Origin of the sequence: Streptococcus suis, from assembly GCF_016743335.1 — a bacterium.
Classification (GTDB): Bacteria; Bacillota; Bacilli; order Lactobacillales; family Streptococcaceae; genus Streptococcus; species Streptococcus suis_Y.
Genome location: NZ_WCJE01000020.1, coordinates 14,133 through 40,181, shown reverse-complemented (window position 1 = coordinate 40,181; position 26,049 = coordinate 14,133). Strand labels below are relative to the sequence as shown.

The following is a 26,049-nucleotide window of genomic DNA, read 5'->3' as shown; positions in this document are numbered from 1 at the left end:
AGTTCTTTCCCACTCCCTTTTGTATTATTATTGATTACCAGCCACCGTGGCCACCAGCACCTGGTCCTGTTGCTGTGATTTGAGTAATCTGCTCACCGTTAACTGTCACAGTACCTCCTGTCAATTCAGCAGTTCCGTCGAAGTCAAAAGCAGATTGAGCTGTTACATCAATTGTACCACCTGAGATATAAATGTCTCCATTAGCATCAAAGGCATCTGTATCCCCACTACCAACCGCAACTTTCAAGTCACCACCAGTTACCTTGATGAAGATTTCTGATGACGTTGTACTTGCCGCGTTGATGGCATCATCTGAACCATAGACATCAATTGTACCACCGTTGATAGTGATATTAGTTCCTTCCAAGGCTTCTACTGATTCTGATACTGTAATGGTACCTCCGTCAATTGTCAAAGCCGTCTCCGCTTTAATACCATCATCACCTGCTTTTACAGTAATTTCACCACCTGTGATAGTTGTATAACCTTTGGTAGTATCTGTATCATTTGTAGACTTGATACCATCACCACCTGCTGTTACATTGATTGTACCACCATTGATTGTCAATGAATCCTTACCACGGATACCATCATCCACTGCTGTCACAGTGATGTTTCCGCTACTGATAACCATGTCATCTGTCGATACGATGCCGTCTTGGAAGTTGCCTTCAACGGTCAGGCTACCATTTCCTGTAATGGTCAAATCAGCTTCAACATGGATAGCCCCTTCAATATTGGTATCTGTATGATTGCTGGTATCTTTCACTGTATTCGTCGTACCATCTTTGATTTCCAATTCAACATTGTCTGCCTTAATCACATTGATAGCCGCGTTATCAGAACTTGAAATCTCAGCACCTGCTAGAATGATGCGAACATTGGCATCTGTTTCAACCGTTACACCAGCTGTTGTTGAACCAGTCAAAATATAGGTTCCACCCTCAGTAATTTTCAAGCCATCATTTGAAAGCGTCACTTCTGTCGTTGGAAGGGCTGACCAGTCAATAGTTGACGAGCTTGAATCTGATGAAGTGCTATTATTTGAAGTTGTCGCTACACTTGTCTGACTAGTTGCTGCTGAGCTTGAAGTAGTCGTTGAACTTGAAGTAGATGAACATGCTGCTAAGACACCAAGACTCATAAGAGTAACACCAGAGTAAAGTAATTTTTTAAGATTTGTTTTCATAATGTAGATTCCTTTTCTTTCTTTAGGAAGTCGTATCCCTTCCTGATATGCTCCTAGTTTACCTTTCCTTCCTAAAAGAAAGATTAAAGATTACCAAAAGAAAACTTAAAGTCTGATTTTTACCAGTATGCTTGTACTACCTAGGCTCCTTCCACTACCGTCCATTCAACATTCGTTCCATGATTACCCTTCCCCTCAAGGAATACCCTATTAAAATTGGGTCCCCTGATGTAGACTGCCTGAATTTGAACTTACGTCCTTTCCTCTCTATTTGAAAATGAAAAGAATAAAAAGGAAAACAAAGTTATGATGCCAAATAGTAAATAATTACTCCTTATACCAAAGTTATCTGCGAAAATACCAGCTAGAAAGTCCGATACCATAAAACTAATGGAAATAAATAAATTATAGACCGACCATGATACTGCTCTATTTTTTTCTATCGAACTATTAAACATAGAATAAAAATGATTATTATAACTTGAATTGAGAACACGCATCAATAAAAATAATACAATTTCTATGAATACATTCGTTTGAAAAAACATAAAAATAGCTAGCACTGGTAGTAATAAACTGATTTCAAACTTCATTTTTAGGTAACTCCCCAAAGCCATAGCTATATTAAACATGAATAGTACTATGCCCAACATATCTAGTGAAAGTCCCTGTTCATTTAGAAAAATGCCTGCATAGGAATTGCTGATCATAATTAGAGTTGAGAATGCTACTCCTAACAGTAGTAAATACCATGGAATCGTTTTAACATCATCAAAGCTAAAAAATCTTGAATCATTAGGTAATTCATTTTTTATTTCAGGTAATTGTATCACATTTAAGAGGCTGAAAATGACAAATACAATCGAAATAATAATCGGATAAATATAATTCCTATTCAGTAGATAGGGAGATATAATTGTAATAATCGCTATAAAAATGTATTTTACCGTATTGAGGTATTTCAAAAAAGATTGATATACTAGCTCGTTGCCAATTAATTCAAAATTATAAGCATTAAGAACGCCTGAAGATAAGGATTCTGACAAGCCAAAAAATATCGCTGAAATATATATTATTTTTGATTGTCCTAACAGTAAGCAAGATAGGGCTAAAGTTAATAACAAATTTGATAAAATCAAAATTTTCTTATAGCCAAACTTACTTGAAAGAAAACTTAAAGGAATATCAAAAACTGAGCCGCATAACTCAGTAATCACTGATAAAGTAGCTATTTCTGTGAAAGAGAAGCCCAGATGCTTTAAGAGCAATACACCTATAAAATAGTAGGGCAATCCGGACAAAAATATATTCATCATGTATAAGTTCAAAAATCTTTTACTCATAATTGGCAAACTGAGTCTCTAAAATATTCTGGACTCTTCTCCTTGATCAAGTTAATATAGCAGCCACCCTCGCAAATTTTTAACAATCCACAAGATAAACACTTAGAATTCTTCGTTCTAAAAGAACGAATCCCTCCATACAACGGATCATCATACCAAACATCTAACAAATCTTTTTCAAAGGCATTCTGCTTAGTTTGATTAACTCCTAAAAAAGCAATGCAGGGCAAGATATCCCCATTAGACATTATTTCCATCTTAGTATATTTTGCACGACATCCATAATACATTTCGTCAAACTCTGAAAATTCAATTGAATTATTTATCAACTCTGGATAAGCGGTGAAAAGATGACATCCCTCAGTAGCAAAATTTAAATTTGCTTCACGTTGAGTTATATAATCTGTAACATACTCATTCAACCTTCTCAAATCAGCCAAATCGTATTTTTTCTTTATTTTCGTATATCCTGTTACCTCAGAATAATTAGCTACTGAAAACCTATCTATTTTATTCTCTATACAAAAATCAACCAATTCTATAATTTGCTCATAGCTTTGCTTTGTATACACTGCATTAATTCTACATTTTTTTCCAACCTCATTAAAGTACTTCGCTAATTTTATTTGTCTATCAGGTCTCACCCCCATTAATTCAAAATTTAATTTAGAATCTAAAGTCTGCAAAGATAAAACCGGTGTAATATATTTAGATTTAGCTAGAATTTCTACTGTACTTTTCTTTATTAATTGGGCATTAGTTGTTATAGTAGTCTTTATCTTTAGTTCCTCACAAGCTATCAACAAATTATCAATATCAAAATATCTAGTCGGTTCCCCTCCTAAAATTGAAACACTTAACACTCCATTATCTTTTGCTTGGCGCAAAATTCTTTCCCAATCTTTAGCAGGTTTGGCATTTCTATCTTCACGATTTGCTAAAAAACAAAAACCACATTTTAAATCACAGTACATACTGGGGTATATTACTAGTTCAAGCGGAAAACTCAGTATGTTATGTTTTTTTAATTTTGCTACATGCTTTCTCGCATTTTGAAGAGTCTCGTAAGGATTGTTCGATGAATCCTCAATATTATTATCAGAATAGATATTTAATGATAATGCTCTCTCTAGTTTCCCCATCTCAATTTCTTTTTTAAAAAAAGAAGTTGCAATTTCAATACCATGATTTTGAACTAAATATAGAAAGAAAGCCTCAGTCTCATCTAACTCTATTCTTTCAAAATTTGTTTTGTTTATTAAAATTCCACCAAACTTTTCTAATCTAAATAAAATATCTTCTGAAATTGTCCTCATCTTGAACACCTCTTTAAAAAAGCAGAGGAAAATAACCTCTGCTTAACCTATGTATAAATTACTTTATACATGCCAACCGTCGCCTTTTGCCATAGCACTAGACTCAAGGACTTTTTCAAGTTCTTTTGACATAATTGCTACTCCTTTCGAACGTGATACTGTAAGTATATTCTTTTAAATCAATTACAATAAAATGTTCCCATATATGCCAATTAACTATTTTCTGTTAAAATTTTTTTCAAATGTTCTTCATAAATCTGTGCCACATAATCACTACCTGCTAATTTCATCGCTCCAATACACTTCCTCATTTCCACAATCGCAAATTTACTTCCAGTTTTGCGATAGCGATAAAGATTTTGAGCATAGAGAAAAACAAGTCTCTCATAAATTTCTGTTTCGATAAAAAAGCACTGTTTCAATTGCTTCTCAAAATACAAAGCATCTATAAGATTTTGCCGTTCGATACAGGTGATATAGGCATTAAGTAACATCGTAGAAATAAGACGACGATTATTAGGGATTTCTTTAAAAAAGTCTGACCGTCTAGACATTTCCCTCGCTAATACTATGAAAACATCATATTTCAAGACATCTAAAGTATTCATGAAAATCAAAAGTTCATAATAGCCCCAGTATTCCACACTAAATAAATAGTCAGTTAATTCATCTAAGTCTTTATCATTGTAATAATTTTCCCCTGACAAATCTTGCAGGCGAATCTTTAATAAAATGATATTGATGTGATAAAATTTCTCCCGTTTATCCTCCGATTCTATCTGAGAATAAAGAAGTTTTTTCATGCCTTCGACATCACGAGTAGATACATAATAACGTACTTTTGACAGGAGCTCATTTAGTTCATCTCTATGAAAATCATGAACCGCATACATAAATTCATCGATCGGCATGTTAATTTCATCCAATATGAGTAAGAACTTTGAAATCGTTAAGTCAGTCTCTCCTTTCTCAAATCGAGAGAGCTGAGACGTTGAGATACCAACCTTTGCGACATCTTTTAATTTTAATCCTCTCGATTCTCGAAACTTTTTAAAAATTTCTCCAAAATTTTTCATCTCTCCTCCTCCATCACGCATATATGGGAATAATTTTTGTTTGATCCTATAATAGCATACAATAAAGAAAAATAAAAGTGAGGATTATCACATGAAAAAATACCATTTATTAACTCTTCTTTTTGTTATTTTAGAAGGAATTATCGTCATCGGTGTAGGATAAAATCGAGTAAGAGCTACTCACCACCCCCTCTCACACCACCGTACATACCGTTCGGTAAACGGCGGTTCAACTAATTTTTAACGCATGTCGTTCTAGATAATAATCTAAGTAAGAAGCCAGTCCATGTTTAGCGAGGACTGGTTTTGATATGGCACATTTCAATACCGACTTCTGAGCCACTAATGGATAACGGTCACCCTATCCAGATACTTTATTCGCTATATACGCCTTATACTAAATTAGAATCAAATTTCACAAACCGTTCCGGCATAGCTACCAACAACTATTCATTACATTTTGCAAAGTACTGAAACTAGAAAATTTTTAGGTAGTTTATCATTAAATTTACATATCTGATATAAAAATTTCCAATTATACTCATTTTGATTTTATACTCAGTTAAAATCAAAAATAGCGGAAGTCCAGTCTCTATCTACAATTGATTTGAGTTGATAAGCGGTTAAGGTTTGAATAACCTCTTGAAGTTTATCGATTACCTCATTTAAGGTCCTAAATACTTTATTCTTGAAACCAAGTTTACGAATCTCAGTCCAGACTTGCTCAATAGGATTCATTTCAGGTGTGTAGGGTGGAATGAAGGTAAATTCAATATTCTTAGGGATATTTAAGGTCTGAGATTTATGCCAGATGGCATTATCCATGACTAAAACAATATAATCTTCTGGATAAGCTGCCGATAGTTGGCGTAGAAATGCATTCATCCAATCACTATTACATCCGCCTGCTATGATGAAAAACGAGTCGCCTGTATGGGCATCCACAGCTCCATAACAATAGCGGTACTCACGAATATGATGACTTGCTACGTGAGGACGATAACCTTTAGGAGACCAACACGAGCCAAGTTTACTGATACGCCCAAAACCCGCCTCATCTTGATACAAAAAATCTGCTGGGAATAGCAGACTTTTTCCTGAGCTTAAAAATCGAAAAGCGAAGGCGGATTTTTTGATAGCCTTCCCCATCAATAAAGCGCTTACTCGTTCTCTCCTCGAATAAAGATTTTATTTTTAGACGCTAAAATGGTTTCGGCGTCTGCTTTTTTCGGATATTGGGGACGTGGGCTAACTTTACGCCAACCATGACGTTTCAGGAGAGCATAGAAACCTTCTCGAGTTGTCTTGTGCCCAACTCTCTCTTGATAAGCTTTAAAGAGGGTGTTAACAGTAACGAATTCTCCATTCAAAGAGGAAGAGAGATGCTCTTTAAGGAAAACTTCTTCCTCCTCATGCGTCATATACGAACGGCGGCGACCACCACGATTTTCCTTTAAGAGGGCTTCTAAGCCACCACTTAGATAGCGATTCAATAAGTTTCGGACTGTCTGATGGACAAAACCTACTGATTTAGCTACGGATGTTAAATTATGGCATTCAGAATAAAGAATGAGTGCCTGGATTTTTCTATAATGCGGAGCATTATTTTTATCTTTAAGTGCTTGCTTTAATTCTTCAACTTGTGTCTGGGTAAATTCTTTTGTCATAATACTATCATATCGCTATTTTTGATTTTTGTTAAGTATTAGGTCTCGACCTCACGATAGTCAGACTTGGGAGTCGCTATTGGGTTCATGGGCTGTGGGTGCCCACAGAGGACTTGCTCCTCCGATTTACGACATACCGATGTACTCAAAGTGCTTAAGAACTACAAAAGGCCGGGAAACCCAGCCTAGGAATAATCATTGATAAAATCTATAGCTTAACCCAATGCAAGCTTTTCAACTCAAGCAAGGGAGAAGTTTCAGGATTGGTATCTGATTCAGAAATCCGTTTTAAACCTGGAATCATCGCATTGTATTGATAAATGCGAAAAACACCAGCTCCTTCAAATAAGTATGTTCCATCCTGTAAAGGACGAAGTAGGGCGTCCGGTCCAATTTCAAATCCAAGATTGCGGAAATTATCCACCAAACGTAGACTCTCATCGGTAAGCTGAGTATAGAGGTCAATTAAGACATATTCTCCCGATTTGTCCAAAGCTAGAAGCAGCTCCTCTGTACCATCATGGTTGACATCATACAAACTATAAAATATGCCACTGTATTCTTGCCCCTGGCTAGTTAATAAGCTCAGATAACTACTGACCTCATCCTGGTTAATTGCCTCAGCAGGCTGCCCCATATTCGCTTGATAACGATCAATAACTGATTGGTATACTTCACTTAGCTTAGGAGTAGTCACTGAGGATGCTTGCGTCTCGGAGCTAGATGCTATTGTTGACACTTGCTGCAAACTAGAACCATCTGAAACTTGGCTTGAAGCACTAGAACTAGAACTCTCACCACCTTTTACCTGATTAGACTGACAAGCAGCTAATAGTACAACCGTGGACACTAACATCAGTTTACTAATAAATGTTTTCATAACTTCCTCCTGTGCTCTATCTTTGGTCTTAGTATAACATCTTTCCGAGGGCTTGTAAACGCCACCATATTTGGACAAAGCATCCAATCCAGAAAAAGCCGAATGTTTCCATCCGACTTTTGTTGTTAATCTTTCTGATCAAGAGCACGCAACATTTGGTCAATTTTATTGCCGTACTCAATTGATTGGTCTTTTTCAAAGACCAAATCCGGAATTTTATAAAGAGTTAACTTACGACCAAGTTCTCTCTTAATGGTCCCCGTCGCTTTTTCAAGACCCGTTTGTGCTTTTTGATTATCGGATGCCAAATTACTCATGATTGTGTAGTAAACCTTGGCCATTGACAAATCGCCGACCATCTGAACATCTGTAATGGTCACTCCCTGCACACGTGGATCACGAACTTTCTTTTGCAAAATCTCATTGACTTCGCGCTTGATTTCCATCCCGACACGGTCTGTACGAAAATGATTCGCCATATTCTTTCCTTTCTTAGATGATAGAAAAGCTGAGTTTCCCCAGCTTGAATAATCCAAGTAGATTAAAAACTATTGCTTTAAAATCTACTAAAGTCTATTAAATTATCACTTCCTCGACAAAATCACTTGTCTATGATTTTGACAGTGAGAAAATATTATTTTTTGATTTCTTCCATGATGTAAGCTTCAATGGCATCATCAACTTTCAAGTCATTGTAGTTCTCAATCATCAAACCACCCTCTTGGGCATTACCAACTTCTTTCACGTCATCTTTATAGCGTTTCAAACTAGCTAGTTTACCATCAAATACTACAACACCATCACGGATAACTCGAACACTTGAATCACGGGTAACCTTACCACGTACGACCATAAATCCACCGATCGTCCCAACTTTGGATACCTTGAAGGTTTCACGAATGATTGCCTCACCAATGATTTTTTCTTCATATTCTGGATCAAGCATACCTTTCATGGCATCTTCCATCTCTTCGATAACCTTGTAAATGATGCTGTGAAGACGTACTTCAACATCATCTGCTTCAGCTTGGCTACGCGCTTCAGCTGTTGGACGAACATTGAAACCAATCACAAGAGCATTTGAAGCTTCCGCAAGAGTAATATCTGATTCATTGATAGCACCAACTGCGGAGTGGACGATATTGACACGTACTCCCTCTACTTCAATCTTTTGAAGCGATGATGCAAGAGCTTCAACAGAACCTTGTACGTCGGCCTTGATAATCACATTAACTGACTTAACCTCACCTGCTTTAAGGGTATCAAAGAGGTTTTCAAGACTAACTCGTTGCGTTGCTTGACGCTGTTTAAGAAGAGCACGTTTAGCACGTTCTTCACCTGCTGCACGCGCAGATTTTTCATCTTCATAAACCGCGAAATGGTCACCAGCCATTGGTGTTTCGTTCAAACCAGTAATCGAAACCGGTGTAGATGGACCAGCAGTTTTAACACGACGACCAAGGTCGTTTGTCATGGCACGAACACGTCCGAAGGTATTTCCGACAACGATTGGGTCTTGAACATTAAGTGTCCCTTGTTGAACGAGGAGGGTTGCAACCGCACCTTTCCCTTTATCCAAATGCGCTTCGATAACTGTACCAATCGCACGAACAGTTGGGTCTGCCTTCAGTTCTTGGATTTCAGCAACCAAAAGAACAGTTTCCAACAATTCATCAATGTTTTGGTTAAACTTAGCGGAGATTTCTACAAATTCAGATTCTCCACCCCAAGCGGTTGAGATAACACCGTGCTCAGCCAATTCACCGATGACACGCTCTGGGTTTGCACCTGGCTTGTCAATCTTGTTGATAGCTACAATGATTGGTACATTAGCTGCTTTTGAGTGGTTGATAGCCTCAATCGTTTGTGGCATGACACCATCATCTGCTGCAACGACTAGGATGGTCAAGTCGGTAACAGATGCACCACGTGCACGCATAGAAGTAAAGGCCGCGTGTCCTGGAGTATCCAAGAAAGTAATTTTCTTACCAGCTTCCTCAATTTGGTAGGCACCGATATGCTGTGTGATACCTCCAGCTTCCCCAGTAGCAACACGAGAATTACGTAGGGTATCCAACAAGGTTGTTTTACCATGGTCAACGTGTCCCATGATAGTCACAACAGGTGGGCGTTCTGTCATCTCTTCTTCATTGAGGTAGCCCTCTTCTACGAAGAAACGCTCAATATCTGCGTTATCGACCTCTACCTTTTCTTTCGCTTCAATACCATAATCAACCATGAGGAGTTCGATAGTATCTCCATCCAAAGATTGGTTTTGAGTCGCCATAACTCCCATAAGGAAGAGTTTTTTCACAATTTCAGCAGGTTCACGTTTGATTCGTTTTGCAATTTCTGCGACAGTCATGCCAGCAGTATATTCAAATTCAGTTGGCAATTCGTGGAACTTGCGTTCTGTGACAGGTTTGGCAGGTTGGTTAGCCTTGCCTTTTTTATTTTTCTTGTTGTTATTCCAGTTACTTGTTCTTTGATTTCTCACTTGATTTTGACTATTTCGATTTCTTTGTTGTTTCCGTGGACCATCTTCTTCGTCACCATTAAAGTCACGTTTTTTATCTGGTCGAGCTTGTTTCTTACGACGGGTATCTACAGTAGTTTCTGCAACTTGCTCTGGTACCGATGCAACAGGTGCAGGCTTCACAAATGGTTTGCTTTCCACAACCGGTTCTTCAAACTTAATTTCTTTTGGCTTCTTAGGTTGCTTTTTAGCTTCCTGAGCCTGACGAAAACGTTCTTCACTGGTACGAGCATACTCCGCATTTTGTTCTGCTTTCAAAGCAGCAGCACGCGCTTTGAAGTCAATTTTAGGTCCTGCTGGTTTTGCAGCCGCTCTTTGTTCAAAGCGAGCTGACTGACCTGAACGGTTATCACGATTATCGCGACGGTCCCCAAAACGATTGTCCTTTCGTTTATCTGAACCCTGTTCACGTCTATTATCGCGGCGATCATTTCGCTCATTGTTTGAACGTCCCTGACCTTGTTGACGGTTGTCACGACGGTCCTGACCAGATTTAGCTTGACCACCTTTTCCTTGATTCTGAGCTCGCTTAGCAGCCTGCTCTTTGGCCCGTGCTTCACGTTCTGCCTTAAAGTTACGGCTCTGAGGGCGATGTGGAGCTGATTGTACCGCACTTGCCGCAACTTCTTCTTTTACTACTGGCTGTGTTTCCTTAGCTTTTTCCACTTTTGGAGTTTCATCAACCTTTTCAGGCTGGCTAACTTTTGCCGCAACTTTAGTTGCCTCTGATTTTTGTCCCCCAAAGCTTTCTGCAAGGCGTTTAGCACTTGCTTCATCTACGCTTGAAGCATGACTTTTGACTTCAAAACCCAATTCTTGAGCCTTAGCAACAACTTCCTTACTGCTTACGCCTAATTCACGGGCTATTTCATTCAATCTCTTCTTAGACAATGCCTTGTCCTCCTGTTCTATTCCATAATAGACCTCATCTTCTTTGTAAATCCAGCGTCTGTCACTGCAAGAACTTTTCTAGCCTTGCCGACAGCTGCACTCAATTCCAGTGTTGAAAACACTGTTACAACTTCTACTTGATAGGTATGACTTTTATCTGTTACTTTTTTACTTAAATTTCCAGCAGCATCTTCGGCTAAAAACACCAACTTTGCCTGCCCTTTTTGAATAGCTTCAACAACCAGGTCCTCACCCGAAACCAGGCGACCAGCTCGCTGGGCTAAACCTAATAAATTTAAGATTTTCTGTTTCTTATTCCAGTCCAAGTTCTCTCCTCTTGATCTTATGATCAACATAGGCAATTAATTCATCGTAAAATTCTTCGGCCACTTCCATACTAAAGGAACGATCGAAGACACGACGTTTCTTAGCTTGGCTTGCCTCATCATTGTCAAGCTTGATGTAAGCTCCACGACCATTTGCCTTGCCTGTTGGATCGATAAATACTCGACCTTCTTTATTTTTTACAATACGGAGCAAATCCCGTTTGTCGATGATTTCACCGGACACCACAGACTTGCGCAAGGGTATTTTTCTAGCTTTTGCCATGGTTGCTCCTTTTGTTCTATTCTTGTTTTTCTGTAAATTCTTCCGCGACTTCTTCTACAAGCTCTTCTGCCGCATATTGAGCAGCCTCAATTGCTTCATACTCCGATGCTGACTTGATGTCGATACGGAATCCTGTCAAATGCGCTGCCAAACGAACGTTTTGACCACGACGACCAATTGCCAATGACAACTTATCATCTGGTACAACGACTGTAGCATGTTTCCCATCTTCCGTGTCAAACAATACTTGGTCAACTTCAGCAGGTGCAAGGGCATTGTAGATAAATTCCGCTTCATCTGCGACCCACTCGATGACATCAATATTTTCCTCAGTAGGAATCATACGGTCATTCTTAGCATCATAACGAGCTGGGTGGAACTTACTAGTGATTTTCTTGATATTTGAACCACCACGACCAACGATCGTACCGATGGCATCTACGTTTGGATTGTGGCTACGAACAGCCACTTTCGTACGGTCTCCAGCTTCACGGGCAACACTCATGATTTCAACTGTTCCATCGTATACTTCTGGAATTTCCTGTTCCATGAGACGTTTGATCATTTCTGGATGGCTACGGCTGACAAATACGTTAACACCACGACCATTGTCTTCTACCTTGTAGACATAGACTTCAATACGATCATGAGATTGGAAAACCTCACCAGGAATTTGGTCTTGTTTTGACAATTGTGCTTCAATCGTACCAAGGTTGACATAGATAAAGCGATTATCAAAACGCTCTACCGTACCTGACATAATCTCATTTTCATGTTGCTTGTAGGTATTGAAGGTAATGGCACGCTTTTGTTTGCGCATTTTTTCCATGATGGTCTGCTTAGCTGATTGGGCTGCTACACGACCAAATTCCGCTGGATCTTCTGGGAATTTAATTTTGTCACCCATTTCATAAGCTGATGAAATAGCCAAGGCATCTTTTAGACTAATTTCTAGTCGGCTATCAAATACTTCATCTACTACTTCACGAACAGTAAATACATGGAAATCGCCTTTTTTCTCGTCAAATTCGATCACTGCTGATTCTGATTGACCATAACGGCGTTTATAAGCTGAACGAAGCGACTCTGTAACTGCATCAATGATATCCGCTTTGTTAATACCCATGTCTTCCTCTAAAATACGGAAGGCTTCTAGCATTTCTTTACTCATGTTGTTTTCCTTTTGCGCTCAAAAGGTCCTTTCTTAAAGTCTAATATCTTTATAAAATACTCATGAAAGAGCATTATAACTTAACAGCCAAACGGGCCTTAGCCACCGTCTGGTAAGGAATAGTCACTTCCTTCTTACGAGTTTTATCCATATACTCCATAATCAGGTCTGTTCCATCAAAGGAGAGCAACGTTCCTTCAAAAACCTTGATTTTATCAATTGCCTGATAGAGCTTGACATGGATGTACTTTCCAACCGCCTTCTCAACAGCATCTGCCGTTTTTAAAGGACGCTCCAAACCTGGACTTGTTACCTCCAGCATGTATTGGTCTGGAAATGGGTCTGGCTTGATAGTGTCCAAAATCGGACTGATCTTTTCGGATAAATCTGCCGTATCTTGAAGGGAAATTCCACCCTCCTTATCGACAAAAATCGATAGGACATAGTCACCGCCCATTTTACCATATTCCACATCCACCAACTCGTAAGGAGTTTGAATAGCGGGGGTAATTGCTGCTGTGACCAATTCAATAATTGATGACATAAACACCTCCTATTTTTACAGTCGCTAGAAATACATTACTCAAATAGTTCGCACTATCCAGGACTCTCTATTTCCTTTGACAGTAAACTCCCTTGTACTATCCTTCATTTCTATATACAGAAATCCGTGTACAGGGAAAGGGTTGACTGACGCCAACCCCTTTTCTCATTATTCACTTACACTATTCTATCATATCTATCCCTATTTGTAAAGGAAAAAGGTCTCTGTTAGACCTCTCCTCATTTTCCACTAAGGGAATTATTGAAACTGTGCTTCCACACGATAGATGATTTGACCCTTGTTTGAGAATTTCTCCTCATACTCTGTCATAACGTTACCTTCCAAACCATCCGCATGCAAATCTAGCCAAACTTGCTTCAAGACCATGCCATATTGAGAAAAACTAGCCAGACTATACTCAAACAGACCACGATTATCTGTTTTGAAGTGGATTTCTCCCTTCTCAGGTAGGATTTCCTTGTAGGTATCCAAGAATGACTTGTAGGTCAAACGGCGTTTCTCATGACGTTTCTTAGGCCATGGATCTGAAAAATTCAGATAAAGCTGATCTATTTCTGCCGGTGCAAAATAGTTGGTCAAACTCGAACCATCCACCTGCAATAATTTTATATTTGGTAAGCCAGCTTCAAGCACACGGTCCAAGGCATAGCTTAACACGGTCATCTGAATATCAATACCAATATAGTTAATATCTGGATTTTGCGCAGCCATACCAGTGACAAAGCGACCTTTACCAGAACCAACTTCTATGTGGATAGGATTATTGTTTCCAAAAATCTCTGCCCATTTCCCCTTACACTCCTCTGGATTGGAGATAACATACTGGGGATTGTTTGCTAGAAGCTCACTCGCTCCCTTACGATTTCTAACTCTCATACTTCCTTATAGAAACTCTGACGGAATTGCCGTAGAGCATAAATTTCTTTATTTGCAGCCAAAACATTGTAGCTTTCTACATGCTTAGCTATTTGGTTTAGATAGCCAAGCTGGCCATACCAATAAACCTTATTTAATACTGTGCTGTTATACTTGTAACCATAAGCACGAAGCCATTCCTCCCAAGATTGGCGAGGAATGTAATGCGTCAAGATATAGGCAACATCGACCATCCTATCAGCTACACAAGCTGTCTCCCAATCTGTCAAATAAATAAAACCAGAAGTTGTTTCTACCCAATTGCTATGATGTAGATCACCATGAACAAAGGTTGCTACTTCTTGACGAAAACTCGGAAGGTTATTCAATAAATCTTGACAAACAGATTGTAGATAAGAATTTTGCCCCAATCTCGTCGGTGCCTCTTTTTGCCAACGATAGACCAAATCTTGAGGCTCCATATAAGTATAATTCATTTGCAAGGCTTGATTCAGCAGGATACGTGAGTAATGCATACGTACCAAAATCTGTCGAACCTGCTTGCTAGTCATATCTTGTCGCTCCAAAGTACGACCATTTAACCACTCTTGTTCTACGCGATGGCCCATTCCCACTTCCCGATTTGCAGACAAAACAGGTGGTGTGATTTGCTCACGAGCTAGTGCAGAAACAATCGGAGGCATCTCATACTTTACAAAGACTTGCGTTCCGTCTGACCGTAGGCCCTTAAACGCTTTACCACTATTTCCTGCAATAGACTGTAACTGTAGCCCACTGGTATCAAACTGCATGCCTTACCTCCTTTAAAAATTCCTTACTATTTTACTAATTTTCGTCTATTTAGTCAATCAATTTTTTTAATTTTAGAGGCAAATATATTTCATGCAAGAAAATCCCCACGAGAAGTAAGACGACTACCATCGTATTCTCTTTAGAAAATAGCAGAGCAAAGCCCAATTCTACCAGTAATAGACTGTATAAAATCACTCTAAGCAAATTCTGAAGACCGATTTTCTTGGAATCTTTCTCCAAAGGATACAGTTGTGTTACATATTGATAATCATAGTGCTTGTAAAGCCCCAACAACTGGAAGACAAGCAAATAATGAAAGACTAAAACTAGGCCGATTGATAACCACGATTCTTCGATGGCAAATAGAGACAAAATCGCCAACAACAGTAGACGTATCGTCAAGCCCAAGTAGTCTCCTGAACGCAAAAAAGCCCGTAAGTAGAGATAAAACCAAGTCTGTCTCGACTTGACAAGACGCAAGATTCCATTGAGATAGCTTCTCGGTTTAACAGTCGTGCTGATGCCTTTAACCGTCGTAAACAAGGCAAAGAAACGTAAAATAGACTGTTTCCTTTTTTGTTCATCTTGAATAGCCTTAGACCAGTCCAATACTCCCTGTGACTGATAAGCCACTAATTGGCGCTTGACAAGAAGACATTTTAAAACCAACAAAATAAGAAGACCAGCTACAATCATCCACATCGGTAAACCCAGTTTCAAATAGATTGGTAACAAAACAAGCTGAACCACCACCTGTATAGAGGACCAAAACAAGACCGTGCGTCTGGCTGCACCCTCGAGTCCTTGCAGAATGTCTTTTTCCTTGGTCAATAGGAAGATTTGATCAGCTTCTTCTAGATAAGTCGCAATTCTTCCGGACACTAGTACCAGTAGACTGATTGCAATAACCACAAAAACAATCGGCAACGGATTCTCAGGGAATGACAACAATAATTGACGGTATTGCAAACTCAAAAAGCCTAGTAAAACCATGAGAACCAAAACAAAATGGTCATTCAGAACATAGCGCAGATACTTGGAACAACGATTTAAAAAATCTAGTCGGCGTTGTTGAAACAATTCTTTCATCCAGCCACTCCTTCTTGCGTCAAGGCCAGATAAATTTCATTCAGACTTGCACCATCCATACCAAATGCGCTTTGTAGCTCCTCCAAATTTCCAGTTGCACGGACCTGTCCCTGATGTAAAATCACAAAAGAGTCGCACATTTTCTCAGCTGAGTCAAGAACGTGAGTGGACATGAGGATTGAAGTGCCCTTAGATTTTTCTTCCTCCAAAAGAGCGATTAAATCAGAGATAGCCACAGGGTCTAATCCCAGAAAAGGCTCATCAACAATCAACAGACTCGGCTCCACCATAAAAGCACAAATAATCATGACCTTCTGCTTCATTCCCTTTGAAAAATTGACAGGAAACCAGTCCAATTTCTCATCCAAGCGAAACAGTTTTAACAAGTGCTCAACACGTCCCCAAGCTTGCTCCCAGGATAAATCATAGGCCATTGCTACCACTTCCAAGTGCTCTTTGAGGGTTAGTTCCTCATACAAACTTGGTGTTTCAGGGATAAACCCAATCTTCTTCCGATAATTTTCAGCCCCTTGTAGCAAAGTTAGGCCGTCAATTGCAATCTGTCCTTGATAAGGTGTCAAAAGACCGATAATTTCCTTAATAGTCGTTGATTTCCCTGCACCATTTAAACCAATTAGACCAACTAATTGACCATCCTCAACGGTAAAAGATACATCTTTCAAAACTGGGATATTGACATATCCCCCAGTTACATTTTTTACTTCTAACATACATTTCTTCCTACAATTTGATATAATTATTATAACAAAAATCCTAGAAAGAGGTTGCCATTATGTCGGATTGTATTTTTTGCAAAATTATCTCTGGAGAAATACCAGCTTCAAAAGTCTACGAAGATGACCAAGTATTAGCCTTTTTAGACATCACTCAGGTCACAAAAGGACACACATTGGTTGTCCCTAAAAAACACTACCGAAACGTGCTTGATATGGATAAAGAAGCTGCAGCCACACTCTTTTCTGTTGTGCCAACCATCGCTCGTCAGTTAAAAGAAAAACTTGGAGCTAGTGGTCTAAACATCGTTAATAATAACGAGGAGGCCGCTGGGCAAACCGTCTTTCATACACACATCCATCTCTTACCACGCTTTAACAATCAAGATGGATTGAGCATTCAATTTAAAGCCAACGACCCTGACTTCCCAGCCCTGGCTCAACTGGCACAAGAGCTCTATCTAGGAGAATAATATGAAACTTCGTAATATCATTTTAGCCGTAAGCGCCGCTACCGCCAGCTTCCTTGCAGTCACGCATCGGGATAAAATCGCTAAAGAAGTACAGGAAACCAAACAACTTCTATCAGATATTCAACTGAGCAAGGACAATATTCAGGAACAACTTGCCATTATCCAAAGTTTTCAAGAACCCTTGCAGGAAATGGCTTCTGACTTACAATATAAGACTCGAGTCTATCAGCAAAGTATTGCAGGAAACTTGGAAGAAATCCAACAGATTCTCAAAAAATACCAGAATGAGAATAGCACTCCCTGACATAGGAAATTTCCAAATATATAAAAATAGAGGTTGTTTGCAACCTCTATTTTTATAGGCTTTTAGTACTCGCTCGTCAAAGTATAGTCGAATGAATTAGCTTTCAGACAAGGAACTGAGGTGCAGGCTGTACTATAGTACGGCAAGCCGAAAGTGACGATGTATCAAAGTTAATTCAAATGACTATAATAAAAGAAAAACTGAATGACTACATTATTGTGACCCGTTTTCATCACCGAGTACTGGCTCTGTTGAAAAATCGGTTATCTGCTCTTCAGTCGTCACAGTCGTAGTAGCCGATGGATTCCCTATTTCTGGATCCAAGCGTTCCGCCCACGGACTTGCTTCTAGCAACAAAAGATTTGTATATACATCATAAACGTTGATTGGACTTGGCAATCCCATCTGTCCTTCGTAGACCTTCACGTTTGTGACTAAGTCGGTTTTTTCTTCTAAGCCGATAGATTTTTTCAAAATATTTTGCATTTCCAATAGGTGTTCGCTGGTTGGTAATTGATAATAGATTTCATCAACCATTTGGTCCACACCGCGCAACTGATAGGAATTCAATTTAGAGACCGAGTCTTTATAACCTAGGAGGCTTGGAATTGTCGCAGGACTAATCTCAATGTTGGTTCGCATATTATTGGAGATGGCGGTCAGAATTTTCTTATACTGGGTCAAACCATCTAACTGGAGGAGTTTTTTTATAATAGCCGTGATAACTTCTCGTTGGCGTCTCTGACGTCCGATATCCCCCTCAGGATCATCATAGCGCATCCGAGCATAAACCAGCGCCTGATCCCCATTTACCAACTGTTGCCCCGGCTGGACAATAGAGGTGTAGGCAGGCTCATGTTCTGAAATGGATATAGGGAAGCCAAGAGTATTGTTTATCTCAATACCTCCAACCGCATCAACAAGCTCAACCAGACCATCCATATTTATTTCGATATAATGGTCAATGTTAATATCCATCATCTTTTCGATCGTGGCAATGGCCATCGGTGCCTGTCCGTAGCTATAAGAATGATTTAGTTTTTCAACCGTTCCTGAAGACTCCCCGTTCGCTTCTGCAATCTCAACCATAATATCACGAGTCAAGCTCATCATATTGGTTTCCTTAGTCTTGGGATTAACAGTTACCAAAATCATCGAATCACTACGGCCACCCTCCCAATCTCCCCCGCGGGTCGCTTGGTCCATATCCACCCCCATCAGTAGGATGGTTAGGGGCTCTGTCGCATCAATAGGAGTAATTTCATTTTCTCCATCTAGCTGCTTATAGGTTTTTGAAATAGCACCTGTAGAAAAATTTAACAAGCTGGCACCATATATTAAGCCGGCACCTAGTGTTAAACCAACAATAGCCAAAGACATTAAGAATATTTTTTTTCCAATTGTCATACTTCACCAATTAACTTGCCCATATAATAAAGATCAAGCCATTCCCCTTCATCTGTTCTAGCCCCTCTCACTTGGGTGCCCTCAATGATAAATCCTAATTTTTGGTATAAATGTACTGCCGCCTGATTGCGAACCTGAACCGTTAATTCCAAACGTTTCAATACATCCATTTCCTCTGCCCAATGCAATACTTCCTCCAGTAAAATCGTCCCTAGACCGTGACCCCAATAGGCTTTTTTTACTGCAATAAAAATATTTCCGATATGGCTAATGCGAAACTGCTTAGAGGACTTAACAGAAATTGCGCCGACGACTTCCGAACCAACCTTAGCCAGCAGGCACAATTCACGAGGATTTTCGATTCCTGCTTCGAAGATGGTCTCCATTTCATCAACACTAACTCGAAAACCAGTCTCATCCATGACCAGATAATCCGTTTCTCTAGCAACTTGATTCATAAAATCAATAAAAGCTGCTGCATCAGCTGGTTCAGCTTCACTAAAATACACTTCTTTTTCAGACATTTTGGAACTCCTTCGCTAAATCGCTACTTTGAGCCCCATGAGATTCGACTGTCAATCGTCGACCATCTCCCTCTTTCTCTATACGAATGAGCAAATAGTCATCCAAAAGACTGGCATCCAACAATTCGCCCCATTCGATAACCGTCACACCACCACCATAGAGAAAATCATCCAGGTCAATGGAATCTGGGTCATCACCAATCCGATAAACATCTAAGTGATAGAGTGGCATGGTCCCCTCATACTCTCGAACAATCGTATAAGTAGGACTCTTAATCATCTGTTCAATTTTTAAACCCTTGGCCAAACCCTTGGTCAGAGTTGTTTTCCCAGCACCCAAATCCCCTGATAATACTAGAACTTGATTTGGCTTACAGGCTTTTCCAATTCTCTCACCAATGGCAATCAATTCATTTTCATTCTGACTATACATGTCTTTAATTATACCATAGCCCCAGTAGTTTGTCATAGGTCTACTGGAAATTGTAGACAAGTCGACAGAAAAAATCGCAAGCCAGAGCCTGCGATTTTGTTTATTCTACGCTGAAAAGATATGGATAGACTGGTTGATTTCCTTGATGGATTTCAACCTCAACATCTTCAAATTGTTCTTCTAGCTGTTCAGCAAGAGTTTGAGCGAGTTCCTCATCACCATCTTCACCGATATAGATCGTTACGATTTCACTATCTTCATCGAGCATTTTCTCAAAGGTAGCGACAAGTGTTTCCATTATATCTGGATTAGAAACCACAATCTTGCCATCAACCATACCAAGGTTATCATTCTCATGGATTTCAAGACCGTCAATGGTTGTATCGCGGACTGCAGTTGTCACGCTACCACTTTTCACCTCTGCGAGAGATGCCGTCATCGCTTCAAAGTTGCTTTCCAAATCACGACTTGGATCAAAAGCAAGCAAGCTAGTAAAACCTTGTGGTAGGGTCTTAGTTTCCACAACCTTAACCGCAACTTCTGCAACCTCAGCAGCCGTCTGAGCAGCCATCAAGATATTTTTGTTGTTTGGCAACAAGATGACATTGCGGGCATTGACCAATTCAATAGCATTGACAAAATCTTCTGTTGATGGGTTCATGGTCTGACCACCTGAAATCACATAGTCAACACCTTGTGATTTGAAGATTTCTGTCAAACCTTCCCCAGCAGCTACCGCAATAATAGCATACTCTTTTTGTTCAGCCGGTTTTTGGAAACTTTCTTCTTTCTCAACCTGAGCTTCATGTTGCTCACGCATATTGTCCACTTTTACCTTGACCAAGCTACCATATTGAAGACCCGCTTGCATGACCAAACCTGGATCTTCTGTATGGACATGGACTTTAACGATTTCATCATCGTTGACCACAAGGAGAGAATCCCCAAGGTCGTTAAGGTAGTCACGGAATTCTTCATAATCAAAGTCCTTGACATAAGTAGGACCCTGGCGAAGAGCTACCATGATTTCTGTACAGTAACCAAAGGTAATATCTTCCGTCGCTACATGACCTGCAACTGACTTGTGGTGCTCAGCATTGATCATTTCAGACATAACAGCAGGTGTCGCCTCAAAATCTTCCGAAGCAATATACTCACCCGTCAAAGCTGACAAGAAGCCTTCGTAGATATAGACCAGACCTTGACCACCTGAATCGACAACACCAACTTCCTTCAATACTGGAAGCATCTCTGGCGTTTTCTTAAGAGCACGATTAGCACCGTCAAGAGTGGCACGCATGACCTCAACCGCATCATCAGTCTCTTCTGCCTTTTTCAAAGCGGCAGTGGCTGCCCCACGCGAAACAGTAAGAATTGTACCTTCAACTGGCTTCATAACGGCTTTATAAGCCACTTCTACACCATGTTGAAAGGCTTGCGCCAAATCCTTACCGTCCAATTCAACCTTGCCTTTAACAGATTGACCAAAACCACGGAACAATTGCGACGTAATAACACCTGAGTTTCCACGAGCTCCCATCAACAAGCCCTTAGAAAGAATTTGCGCAACTTCTCCAACAGTAGAAGCAGACTTATCTGCTACTTCTTTAGCACCATTGGTAATAGTCATCCCCATGTTGGTACCAGTATCCCCATCTGGAACAGGGAAAACATTGAGTGAGTTCACATATTCGGCCTGTTTATTTAGACGAGTTGATGCTGCCTGCACCATTTCTTGAAATAAACTAGTTGTAATTTTAGACACAATTATTCTCCTACGACTTTGATATTTTGGATAAAGACATTGACGGCATCTACAGAGATACCTAGTTGATTTTCCAAGTTGAACTTAACGCGTTCTTGGATGTTGCGAGATACTTCACTGATTTTTACACCGTAGCTCATCACAGTATAAACATCGACTGCAATGCGACCATCTTCCAAGGTCTTAATCACAACACCTTTAGAATAATTTTCTTTTCTCAAAAGTGCTTGAAAATTATCCTTGATCGCAGACTTACTAGCCATCCCAACAACACCGAAAATCTCAGTCGTAGCACCGCCAACAACTGTGGCAATCACGTCATCAGTCAATTCGATTTGGCCGTCTTTAGTATTGATTTTAACAGTCATAATTCGTTACCTCAAATAGTTTTATCACTCCATTTTACCACATTTTCTGCTTTCTGTAAAAAACAAGCTTGTTACATCGGATTTTACAAAAAAAGAGTTCCCAAAGGAACCCTTTTCACAATTAACCTAAACGCTGTTTAGCATCTGCTGCACGTTGGAAAGCTTGTCCGACATAGTTGATACAGAGCATCATCACAAGGATGAAGATGGCTGCTGGCAACCAAATCCATGTCTTGTTTTCCAAAATATCTGCATTGCGGGCATTGGCAATCAAGGTACCCAAACTTGGTACTGTCGATGGTAGACCGAAACCAAGATAAGTCAGCGAAGTCTCAATACCGATATTTCCCGCAAAGTTCAAGGTCAAGTTAACGATAATCAATGAACTTAAGTTTGGTAAAATTTCACGGAACATAATCATGAAGTCGCTTGTTCCCAATGTTTTTGATGCATTGACATAATCTAAACTTGCCTCTGACAAAGTCCTTGTACGGAATAGACGAGCCTTGGCCGTCCAATAAAAGGCACTCATGATGAGAATGAAGTGATAGATCGTATAGTTCTTGATAACTGTTACAAATACAATAATCAACATTGTTACCGGCAAAATCATGATAAAATCGACAATGCGCATCAAGAAACCGTCTAAACGACCACCATAATAACCTGAGATGAGACCAACTGAGATACCAACAATACTAGTAATAATCGTGATGGTAAAACCGATAATGATCGAGTTACGAGCACCGATAATCAGCTGACCAAAGATATCTTTACCACCTTCATCTGTCCCCAAGATATAGCCGTTAACACCTGGTTCCAAGTAACGTCCCAAAAGGTTGACTTTCATAACTTGTTCTTGATCCAACAGAAGCGCTCCGATAAAGACTGCCAAGAGAACCGTCACTAAGATAATTAATGAGGTCAATGCAAGTCGATCCTTCATAAACTCCCGCGCGATGACACGGAAGCCACCTGGAGGAGTTGAAGCAGATTGTACTTGTTTTTTATTTTCTTTACTCACCTTACTCCTCCTTCTATTTCACACGGATACGTGGATCCACGATACTCATGATAATATCTGAAATCAATGTCCCCAACAAGGTACCCATACCAAATATCAATAACAAAGCCAAGATGACACTATAGTCACGACTAGAAATAGAGTTATAGAATAACTGACCGATACCTGGATAAGTGAAAATATTTTCAATGAAGATAGAACCACCAATCAATCCTGTCAATTCATAGCCCAAGAAAGATGCAATTGGCAAGATAGAATTCCGGAAGATATGACGGTTATAAACAACTCTCTCAGGAACACCTTTGGCACGAGCTGTACGAACATAGTCCTGGCTCTTCGCATCGATAATCCCCGTACGAAGATATTGAATAGTGACTGTTGTTGACAAAATTGCCATTGTAATCGCTGGAAGAATCATATGGTGTAAGCGACTGAGAATAGCTGCAAATCCTTCTACACCACCGTCAATCGACCCACGCGTTGGGAACCAACCCAAACTAAAGCCAAACATCCAAAGCATAAGGATGGCAAAAACGAAAGTTGGAGTTGAAAATGTCAAGAAGTTATACACGCCAATGATTTTATCTGCAAGCGAGTTTTGGTAACGACCTGCAATCATACCTAAAGGAAGGGCAATCAAATAAGTCAACACCATCGTCAATAAAGACAACCAAATAGTGTTGTTTAAACGTTGCATGATGACATCAACAACTGGTTGTTTAAAAATAACACTCTGACCAAAATCTCCTTGCAAAAGATTGCCTACCCAGCGGAAATACTGAACAGGGATTGGGTCATAGTAACCTGCCGCAATCCGTTTTTGTTCAATGATTGCTGGATCAATATTGGGGTCAATCAATCCTGTAAAGGGATCCCCCGGCATCATCTTCGCAACAAAGAATGCAATGACACTCAGAATGATAATCTGAGGAATCATCATGAGCAAACGTCGTAATACTGTTTTCCACATCTTAGTTCTTACCTCCTTCTGGAAGGGCTACTTGATGAGTTGCTGAAAAAGCTTTCAAATCGTACACACGACCGTTTTCATCATAGTACTGACCTTGTTTTTCTTGGTACTCCTTCTCTGCAGCCAAACGTTTTTCCTTATTTTTCAAACGATTTACTGGATCAATTGATGGAATCGCAGACAACAAACGTTTAGTGTAAATATGTTGTGGATTATTATAAATATCGTTCTTATTTCCTGTCTCTACGAAACGTCCGCGATACATGATAAACAATTCATCACACATGTGTTGTACAACACCGAGGTCATGGGAAATAAAGAGATAGCTAAGCTTGAACTCATCTTGGATACGTTTCATATAGTTCAAGACCTGTGCCTGAACAGACAAATCCAAGGCAGAAACCGGCTCGTCAGCAATAATCAAACGAGGGTTACTAGCCAAGGCACGAGCAACACCGATACGTTGACGCTGACCACCTGAGAATTCATGAGGATATTTAATCAAGGCTTCTTCATTTAGACCGATTGTATCCAAGAGATGAAGAACCTTTTTCTTTTCTTCATCTGGAGATAAGCGGTCAAAGTTACGGATTGGTTCCGCAATGATATCCAAAATACGTTTTTTCGGGTTAAAACTTGAAAGAGAATCTTGGAAAATCATTTGAACATCACGATTAAAGTTTCCTTTTTTACCACGTGATTTGTTGGTTACATTTTGTCCTTCATAGATAATCTGACCAGAAGTGGCACGCTCTAAACCGATAATTGCCTTACCAATGGTCGATTTCCCAGAACCTGACTCACCTACCAAACCATAGGTTTTTCCTTCTTCAAACTCAATATTAACGCCATCGACAGCATAGACATGATCCGTCACACGGTTAAAGAAGCCACTACGAATTGGATAATGGACTTTTAAATCTTTTACTTCAATAAATCCCACTATTAGGCCTCCCCTTCAAAATAGAATGTCTCATGGCAGGTACAACGAACAAAGTGATTTGGACCTACCTCGTGCATGCTCGGATTCTCTTCATGAGCCTCTGCTCCAATCCACGGAATACGTGGAGCAAAGCGGCAACCCTTACGAACCATTTTTGTAATCGGCGGCACAATACCTTCAATAACATGAAGATCGCCTCCTTCGCTACCTGATTGAGGATTTGACTTCAAGAGCGAACGTGTATACGGATGTTTTGGATTGGTAAAGAGTTCTTCTACTGGCGCTACTTCGACAAACTGACCACCGTACATGACAGCCACACGATCAGCAGTTTCTGCAACTACTCCCAAGTCATGGGTAATCAAAATAATACCAGAACCTGTCTCCGCTTGAATATCATTTAAGAGATCCAAGATTTGTGCTTGAATTGTAACATCCAAGGCTGTTGTAGGTTCGTCCGCAATAATAATTGGAGGTTTACAAGATAAGGCCATGGCGATAATGATACGCTGACGCATACCACCTGACAACTCATGTGGATACTGTTTAAATGTCCGCTTAGGATTTGGAATACCTACCTGAGCCAAGAGTTCCAAAACTCGCTCTGTACGGGCATTAGCATCCAAATCTGTATGATAGAACAGCGCCTCATCAATCTGTGCACCAATCGTCATCAATGGATTCAAAGAAGCCAAAGGATCTTGGAAAATCATACCAATATCATTACCACGTACCGTATTGTACTTAGCTTCATCCATACCAATCAATTCCATATCATTGTACTGGATGCTTCCTGTGATTTTGGTATTCAAAGGGTTATGCAAGCCCATAATGGTCGTTGCCAAAGTTGATTTACCACAACCAGATTCCCCTACAATTGCCAAAATTTCATTTTTTTGCAATGAGATGTCAACACCGTCAACAGCGTCAAAATAATCATCTCCAATACGGAAACCAACGTGTAAATCTTTAATGTCTAAAAGCGGTTTTTCGGTAGCCACGCTTTTTCCTCCTTTATGTGCCAGCTAATCAAGCTCAATCAATTCAATATCCTTACGATTATCAAGTTCATATAATGTTTGATTAACTGACTTTATATAACTA

General features: G+C 39.7%; 27 protein-coding genes and 2 pseudogenes. 2 read left to right on the top strand and 27 right to left on the bottom strand.

Annotated elements, in window-relative coordinates:
* Nucleotides 1–34: 34 nt before the first annotated feature.
* The 18 genes and pseudogenes from F9856_RS07065 to F9856_RS06975 all read right to left on the bottom strand — a co-directional run bounded on the left by F9856_RS07065 (nt 35) and on the right by F9856_RS06975 (nt 16,731).
* Nucleotides 35–1,189, bottom strand: coding sequence for a carbohydrate-binding domain-containing protein (locus F9856_RS07065; RefSeq protein ID WP_202106174.1), 1,155 nt, complete (start codon nt 1,187–1,189; stop codon nt 35–37).
* A gap of 251 nt (nt 1,190–1,440) precedes the next feature.
* Nucleotides 1,441–2,532, bottom strand: coding sequence for an MFS transporter (locus tag F9856_RS07060; protein ID WP_024376422.1), 1,092 nt, complete (start codon nt 2,530–2,532; stop codon nt 1,441–1,443).
* A complete protein-coding gene (kwcM, locus tag F9856_RS07055; RefSeq protein WP_024377941.1) occupies nt 2,529–3,848 on the bottom strand; it encodes a KxxxW cyclic peptide radical SAM maturase in 1,320 nt (439 codons plus the stop codon). The genes F9856_RS07060 and kwcM overlap by 4 nt, the downstream gene beginning before the upstream one ends.
* Before the next feature lie 63 nt (nt 3,849–3,911).
* Nucleotides 3,912–3,980 (bottom strand): KxxxW-cyclized peptide pheromone, encoded by a 69-nt coding sequence (locus tag F9856_RS12175; RefSeq protein WP_099778207.1) that lies wholly within the window; start codon nt 3,978–3,980, stop codon nt 3,912–3,914.
* Between the two features lie 80 nt (nt 3,981–4,060).
* The gene (locus F9856_RS07045; RefSeq protein ID WP_202106173.1) at nt 4,061–4,924 is read right to left on the bottom strand and encodes a helix-turn-helix domain-containing protein; all 864 of its coding nucleotides are present in this window, start codon (nt 4,922–4,924) and stop codon (nt 4,061–4,063) included.
* Nucleotides 4,925–5,153: 229 nt separating this feature from the next.
* Nucleotides 5,154–5,312, bottom strand: a pseudogene (locus tag F9856_RS07040) (group II intron reverse transcriptase/maturase); the annotation flags it as partial.
* A 170-nt stretch (nt 5,313–5,482) separates the two neighbouring features.
* Nucleotides 5,483–6,591: pseudogene (locus tag F9856_RS12170) on the bottom strand (IS630 family transposase).
* A 208-nt stretch (nt 6,592–6,799) separates the two neighbouring features.
* Nucleotides 6,800–7,471 carry a colicin lysis protein gene (locus tag F9856_RS07025; protein WP_202106171.1) on the bottom strand — a complete coding sequence of 224 codons (672 nt, stop codon included), beginning with the start codon at nt 7,469–7,471 and terminating at the stop codon, nt 6,800–6,802.
* Between the two features lie 125 nt (nt 7,472–7,596).
* Nucleotides 7,597–7,950, bottom strand: coding sequence for a 30S ribosome-binding factor RbfA (gene rbfA, locus F9856_RS07020; protein ID WP_002942382.1), 354 nt, complete (start codon nt 7,948–7,950; stop codon nt 7,597–7,599).
* A 155-nt stretch (nt 7,951–8,105) separates the two neighbouring features.
* The gene (infB, locus tag F9856_RS07015; protein WP_202106170.1) at nt 8,106–10,898 is read right to left on the bottom strand and encodes a translation initiation factor IF-2; all 2,793 of its coding nucleotides are present in this window, start codon (nt 10,896–10,898) and stop codon (nt 8,106–8,108) included.
* 17 nt (nt 10,899–10,915) lie between these two features.
* Nucleotides 10,916–11,254, bottom strand: coding sequence for a YlxQ-related RNA-binding protein (locus F9856_RS07010; RefSeq protein ID WP_202106169.1), 339 nt, complete (start codon nt 11,252–11,254; stop codon nt 10,916–10,918).
* A complete protein-coding gene (rnpM, locus tag F9856_RS07005) occupies nt 11,211–11,507 on the bottom strand; it encodes an RNase P modulator RnpM (RefSeq protein WP_032511645.1) in 297 nt (98 codons plus the stop codon). Before rnpM ends, F9856_RS07010 begins: the two co-directional genes overlap by 44 nt.
* A 16-nt stretch (nt 11,508–11,523) precedes the next feature.
* Nucleotides 11,524–12,678, bottom strand: coding sequence for a transcription termination factor NusA (gene nusA, locus F9856_RS07000; protein WP_024376429.1), 1,155 nt, complete (start codon nt 12,676–12,678; stop codon nt 11,524–11,526).
* A 73-nt stretch (nt 12,679–12,751) separates the two neighbouring features.
* Nucleotides 12,752–13,222 carry a ribosome maturation factor RimP gene (rimP, locus tag F9856_RS06995; protein WP_002942369.1) on the bottom strand — a complete coding sequence of 157 codons (471 nt, stop codon included), beginning with the start codon at nt 13,220–13,222 and terminating at the stop codon, nt 12,752–12,754.
* A gap of 258 nt (nt 13,223–13,480) precedes the next feature.
* Nucleotides 13,481–14,119 (bottom strand): tRNA (guanosine(46)-N7)-methyltransferase TrmB, encoded by a 639-nt coding sequence (trmB, locus tag F9856_RS06990; protein WP_202106168.1) that lies wholly within the window; start codon nt 14,117–14,119, stop codon nt 13,481–13,483.
* Nucleotides 14,116–14,910, bottom strand: coding sequence for a cell cycle regulator CcrZ (ccrZ, locus tag F9856_RS06985; protein ID WP_202106167.1), 795 nt, complete (start codon nt 14,908–14,910; stop codon nt 14,116–14,118). Before ccrZ ends, trmB begins: the two co-directional genes overlap by 4 nt.
* Nucleotides 14,911–14,959: 49 nt before the next feature.
* Complete coding sequence (locus F9856_RS06980; protein WP_202106166.1) at nt 14,960–16,000, bottom strand: ABC transporter permease; 1,041 nt, start codon at nt 15,998–16,000, stop codon at nt 14,960–14,962.
* Nucleotides 15,997–16,731, bottom strand: coding sequence for an ABC transporter ATP-binding protein (locus F9856_RS06975; RefSeq protein ID WP_002942356.1), 735 nt, complete (start codon nt 16,729–16,731; stop codon nt 15,997–15,999). The genes F9856_RS06980 and F9856_RS06975 overlap by 4 nt, the downstream gene beginning before the upstream one ends.
* Nucleotides 16,732–16,793: 62 nt before the next feature.
* Between F9856_RS06975 and F9856_RS06970 the strand changes: the two genes are divergently transcribed.
* Entirely contained in the window at nt 16,794–17,207 is a 414-nt protein-coding gene (locus F9856_RS06970) for an HIT family protein (protein ID WP_024385169.1), read from the top strand.
* Between the two features lies 1 nt (nt 17,208).
* Nucleotides 17,209–17,511, top strand: coding sequence for a hypothetical protein (locus F9856_RS06965; RefSeq protein WP_024395377.1), 303 nt, complete (start codon nt 17,209–17,211; stop codon nt 17,509–17,511).
* 213 nt (nt 17,512–17,724) lie between these two features.
* Here F9856_RS06965 and F9856_RS06960 read toward each other — a convergent pair whose 3' ends face one another.
* The 9 genes from F9856_RS06960 to F9856_RS06920 form a co-directional block, all read right to left on the bottom strand.
* Complete coding sequence (locus F9856_RS06960; protein ID WP_029187390.1) at nt 17,725–18,918, bottom strand: LCP family protein; 1,194 nt, start codon at nt 18,916–18,918, stop codon at nt 17,725–17,727.
* The gene (locus F9856_RS06955; RefSeq protein WP_202106165.1) at nt 18,915–19,442 is read right to left on the bottom strand and encodes a GNAT family N-acetyltransferase; all 528 of its coding nucleotides are present in this window, start codon (nt 19,440–19,442) and stop codon (nt 18,915–18,917) included. Before F9856_RS06955 ends, F9856_RS06960 begins: the two co-directional genes overlap by 4 nt.
* Nucleotides 19,435–19,875: a tRNA (adenosine(37)-N6)-threonylcarbamoyltransferase complex ATPase subunit type 1 TsaE gene (gene tsaE, locus F9856_RS06950; protein WP_328708148.1), complete on the bottom strand. Its 441-nt coding sequence runs from the start codon at nt 19,873–19,875 to the stop codon at nt 19,435–19,437. Before tsaE ends, F9856_RS06955 begins: the two co-directional genes overlap by 8 nt.
* 100 nt (nt 19,876–19,975) lie before the next feature.
* Nucleotides 19,976–21,640 carry a DAK2 domain-containing protein gene (locus F9856_RS06945; protein WP_105202939.1) on the bottom strand — a complete coding sequence of 555 codons (1,665 nt, stop codon included), beginning with the start codon at nt 21,638–21,640 and terminating at the stop codon, nt 19,976–19,978.
* 2 nt (nt 21,641–21,642) lie between these two features.
* The gene (locus F9856_RS06940) at nt 21,643–22,008 is read right to left on the bottom strand and encodes an Asp23/Gls24 family envelope stress response protein (RefSeq protein ID WP_002939192.1); all 366 of its coding nucleotides are present in this window, start codon (nt 22,006–22,008) and stop codon (nt 21,643–21,645) included.
* 121 nt (nt 22,009–22,129) lie between these two features.
* A complete protein-coding gene (locus F9856_RS06935) occupies nt 22,130–23,032 on the bottom strand; it encodes an ABC transporter permease (RefSeq protein ID WP_202106163.1) in 903 nt (300 codons plus the stop codon).
* A gap of 13 nt (nt 23,033–23,045) precedes the next feature.
* Nucleotides 23,046–24,002, bottom strand: coding sequence for an oligopeptide ABC transporter permease (opp4B, locus tag F9856_RS06930; protein WP_002942327.1), 957 nt, complete (start codon nt 24,000–24,002; stop codon nt 23,046–23,048).
* Nucleotide 24,003: 1 nt separating this feature from the next.
* Nucleotides 24,004–24,945 (bottom strand): ATP-binding cassette domain-containing protein, encoded by a 942-nt coding sequence (locus tag F9856_RS06925; RefSeq protein ID WP_029750608.1) that lies wholly within the window; start codon nt 24,943–24,945, stop codon nt 24,004–24,006.
* Nucleotides 24,946–24,947: 2 nt separating this feature from the next.
* On the bottom strand, nt 24,948–25,946 hold the full coding sequence (locus F9856_RS06920; RefSeq protein ID WP_002942324.1) for an ABC transporter ATP-binding protein: 999 nt from the start codon (nt 25,944–25,946) through the stop codon (nt 24,948–24,950).
* Nucleotides 25,947–26,049: the final 103 nt, after the last annotated feature.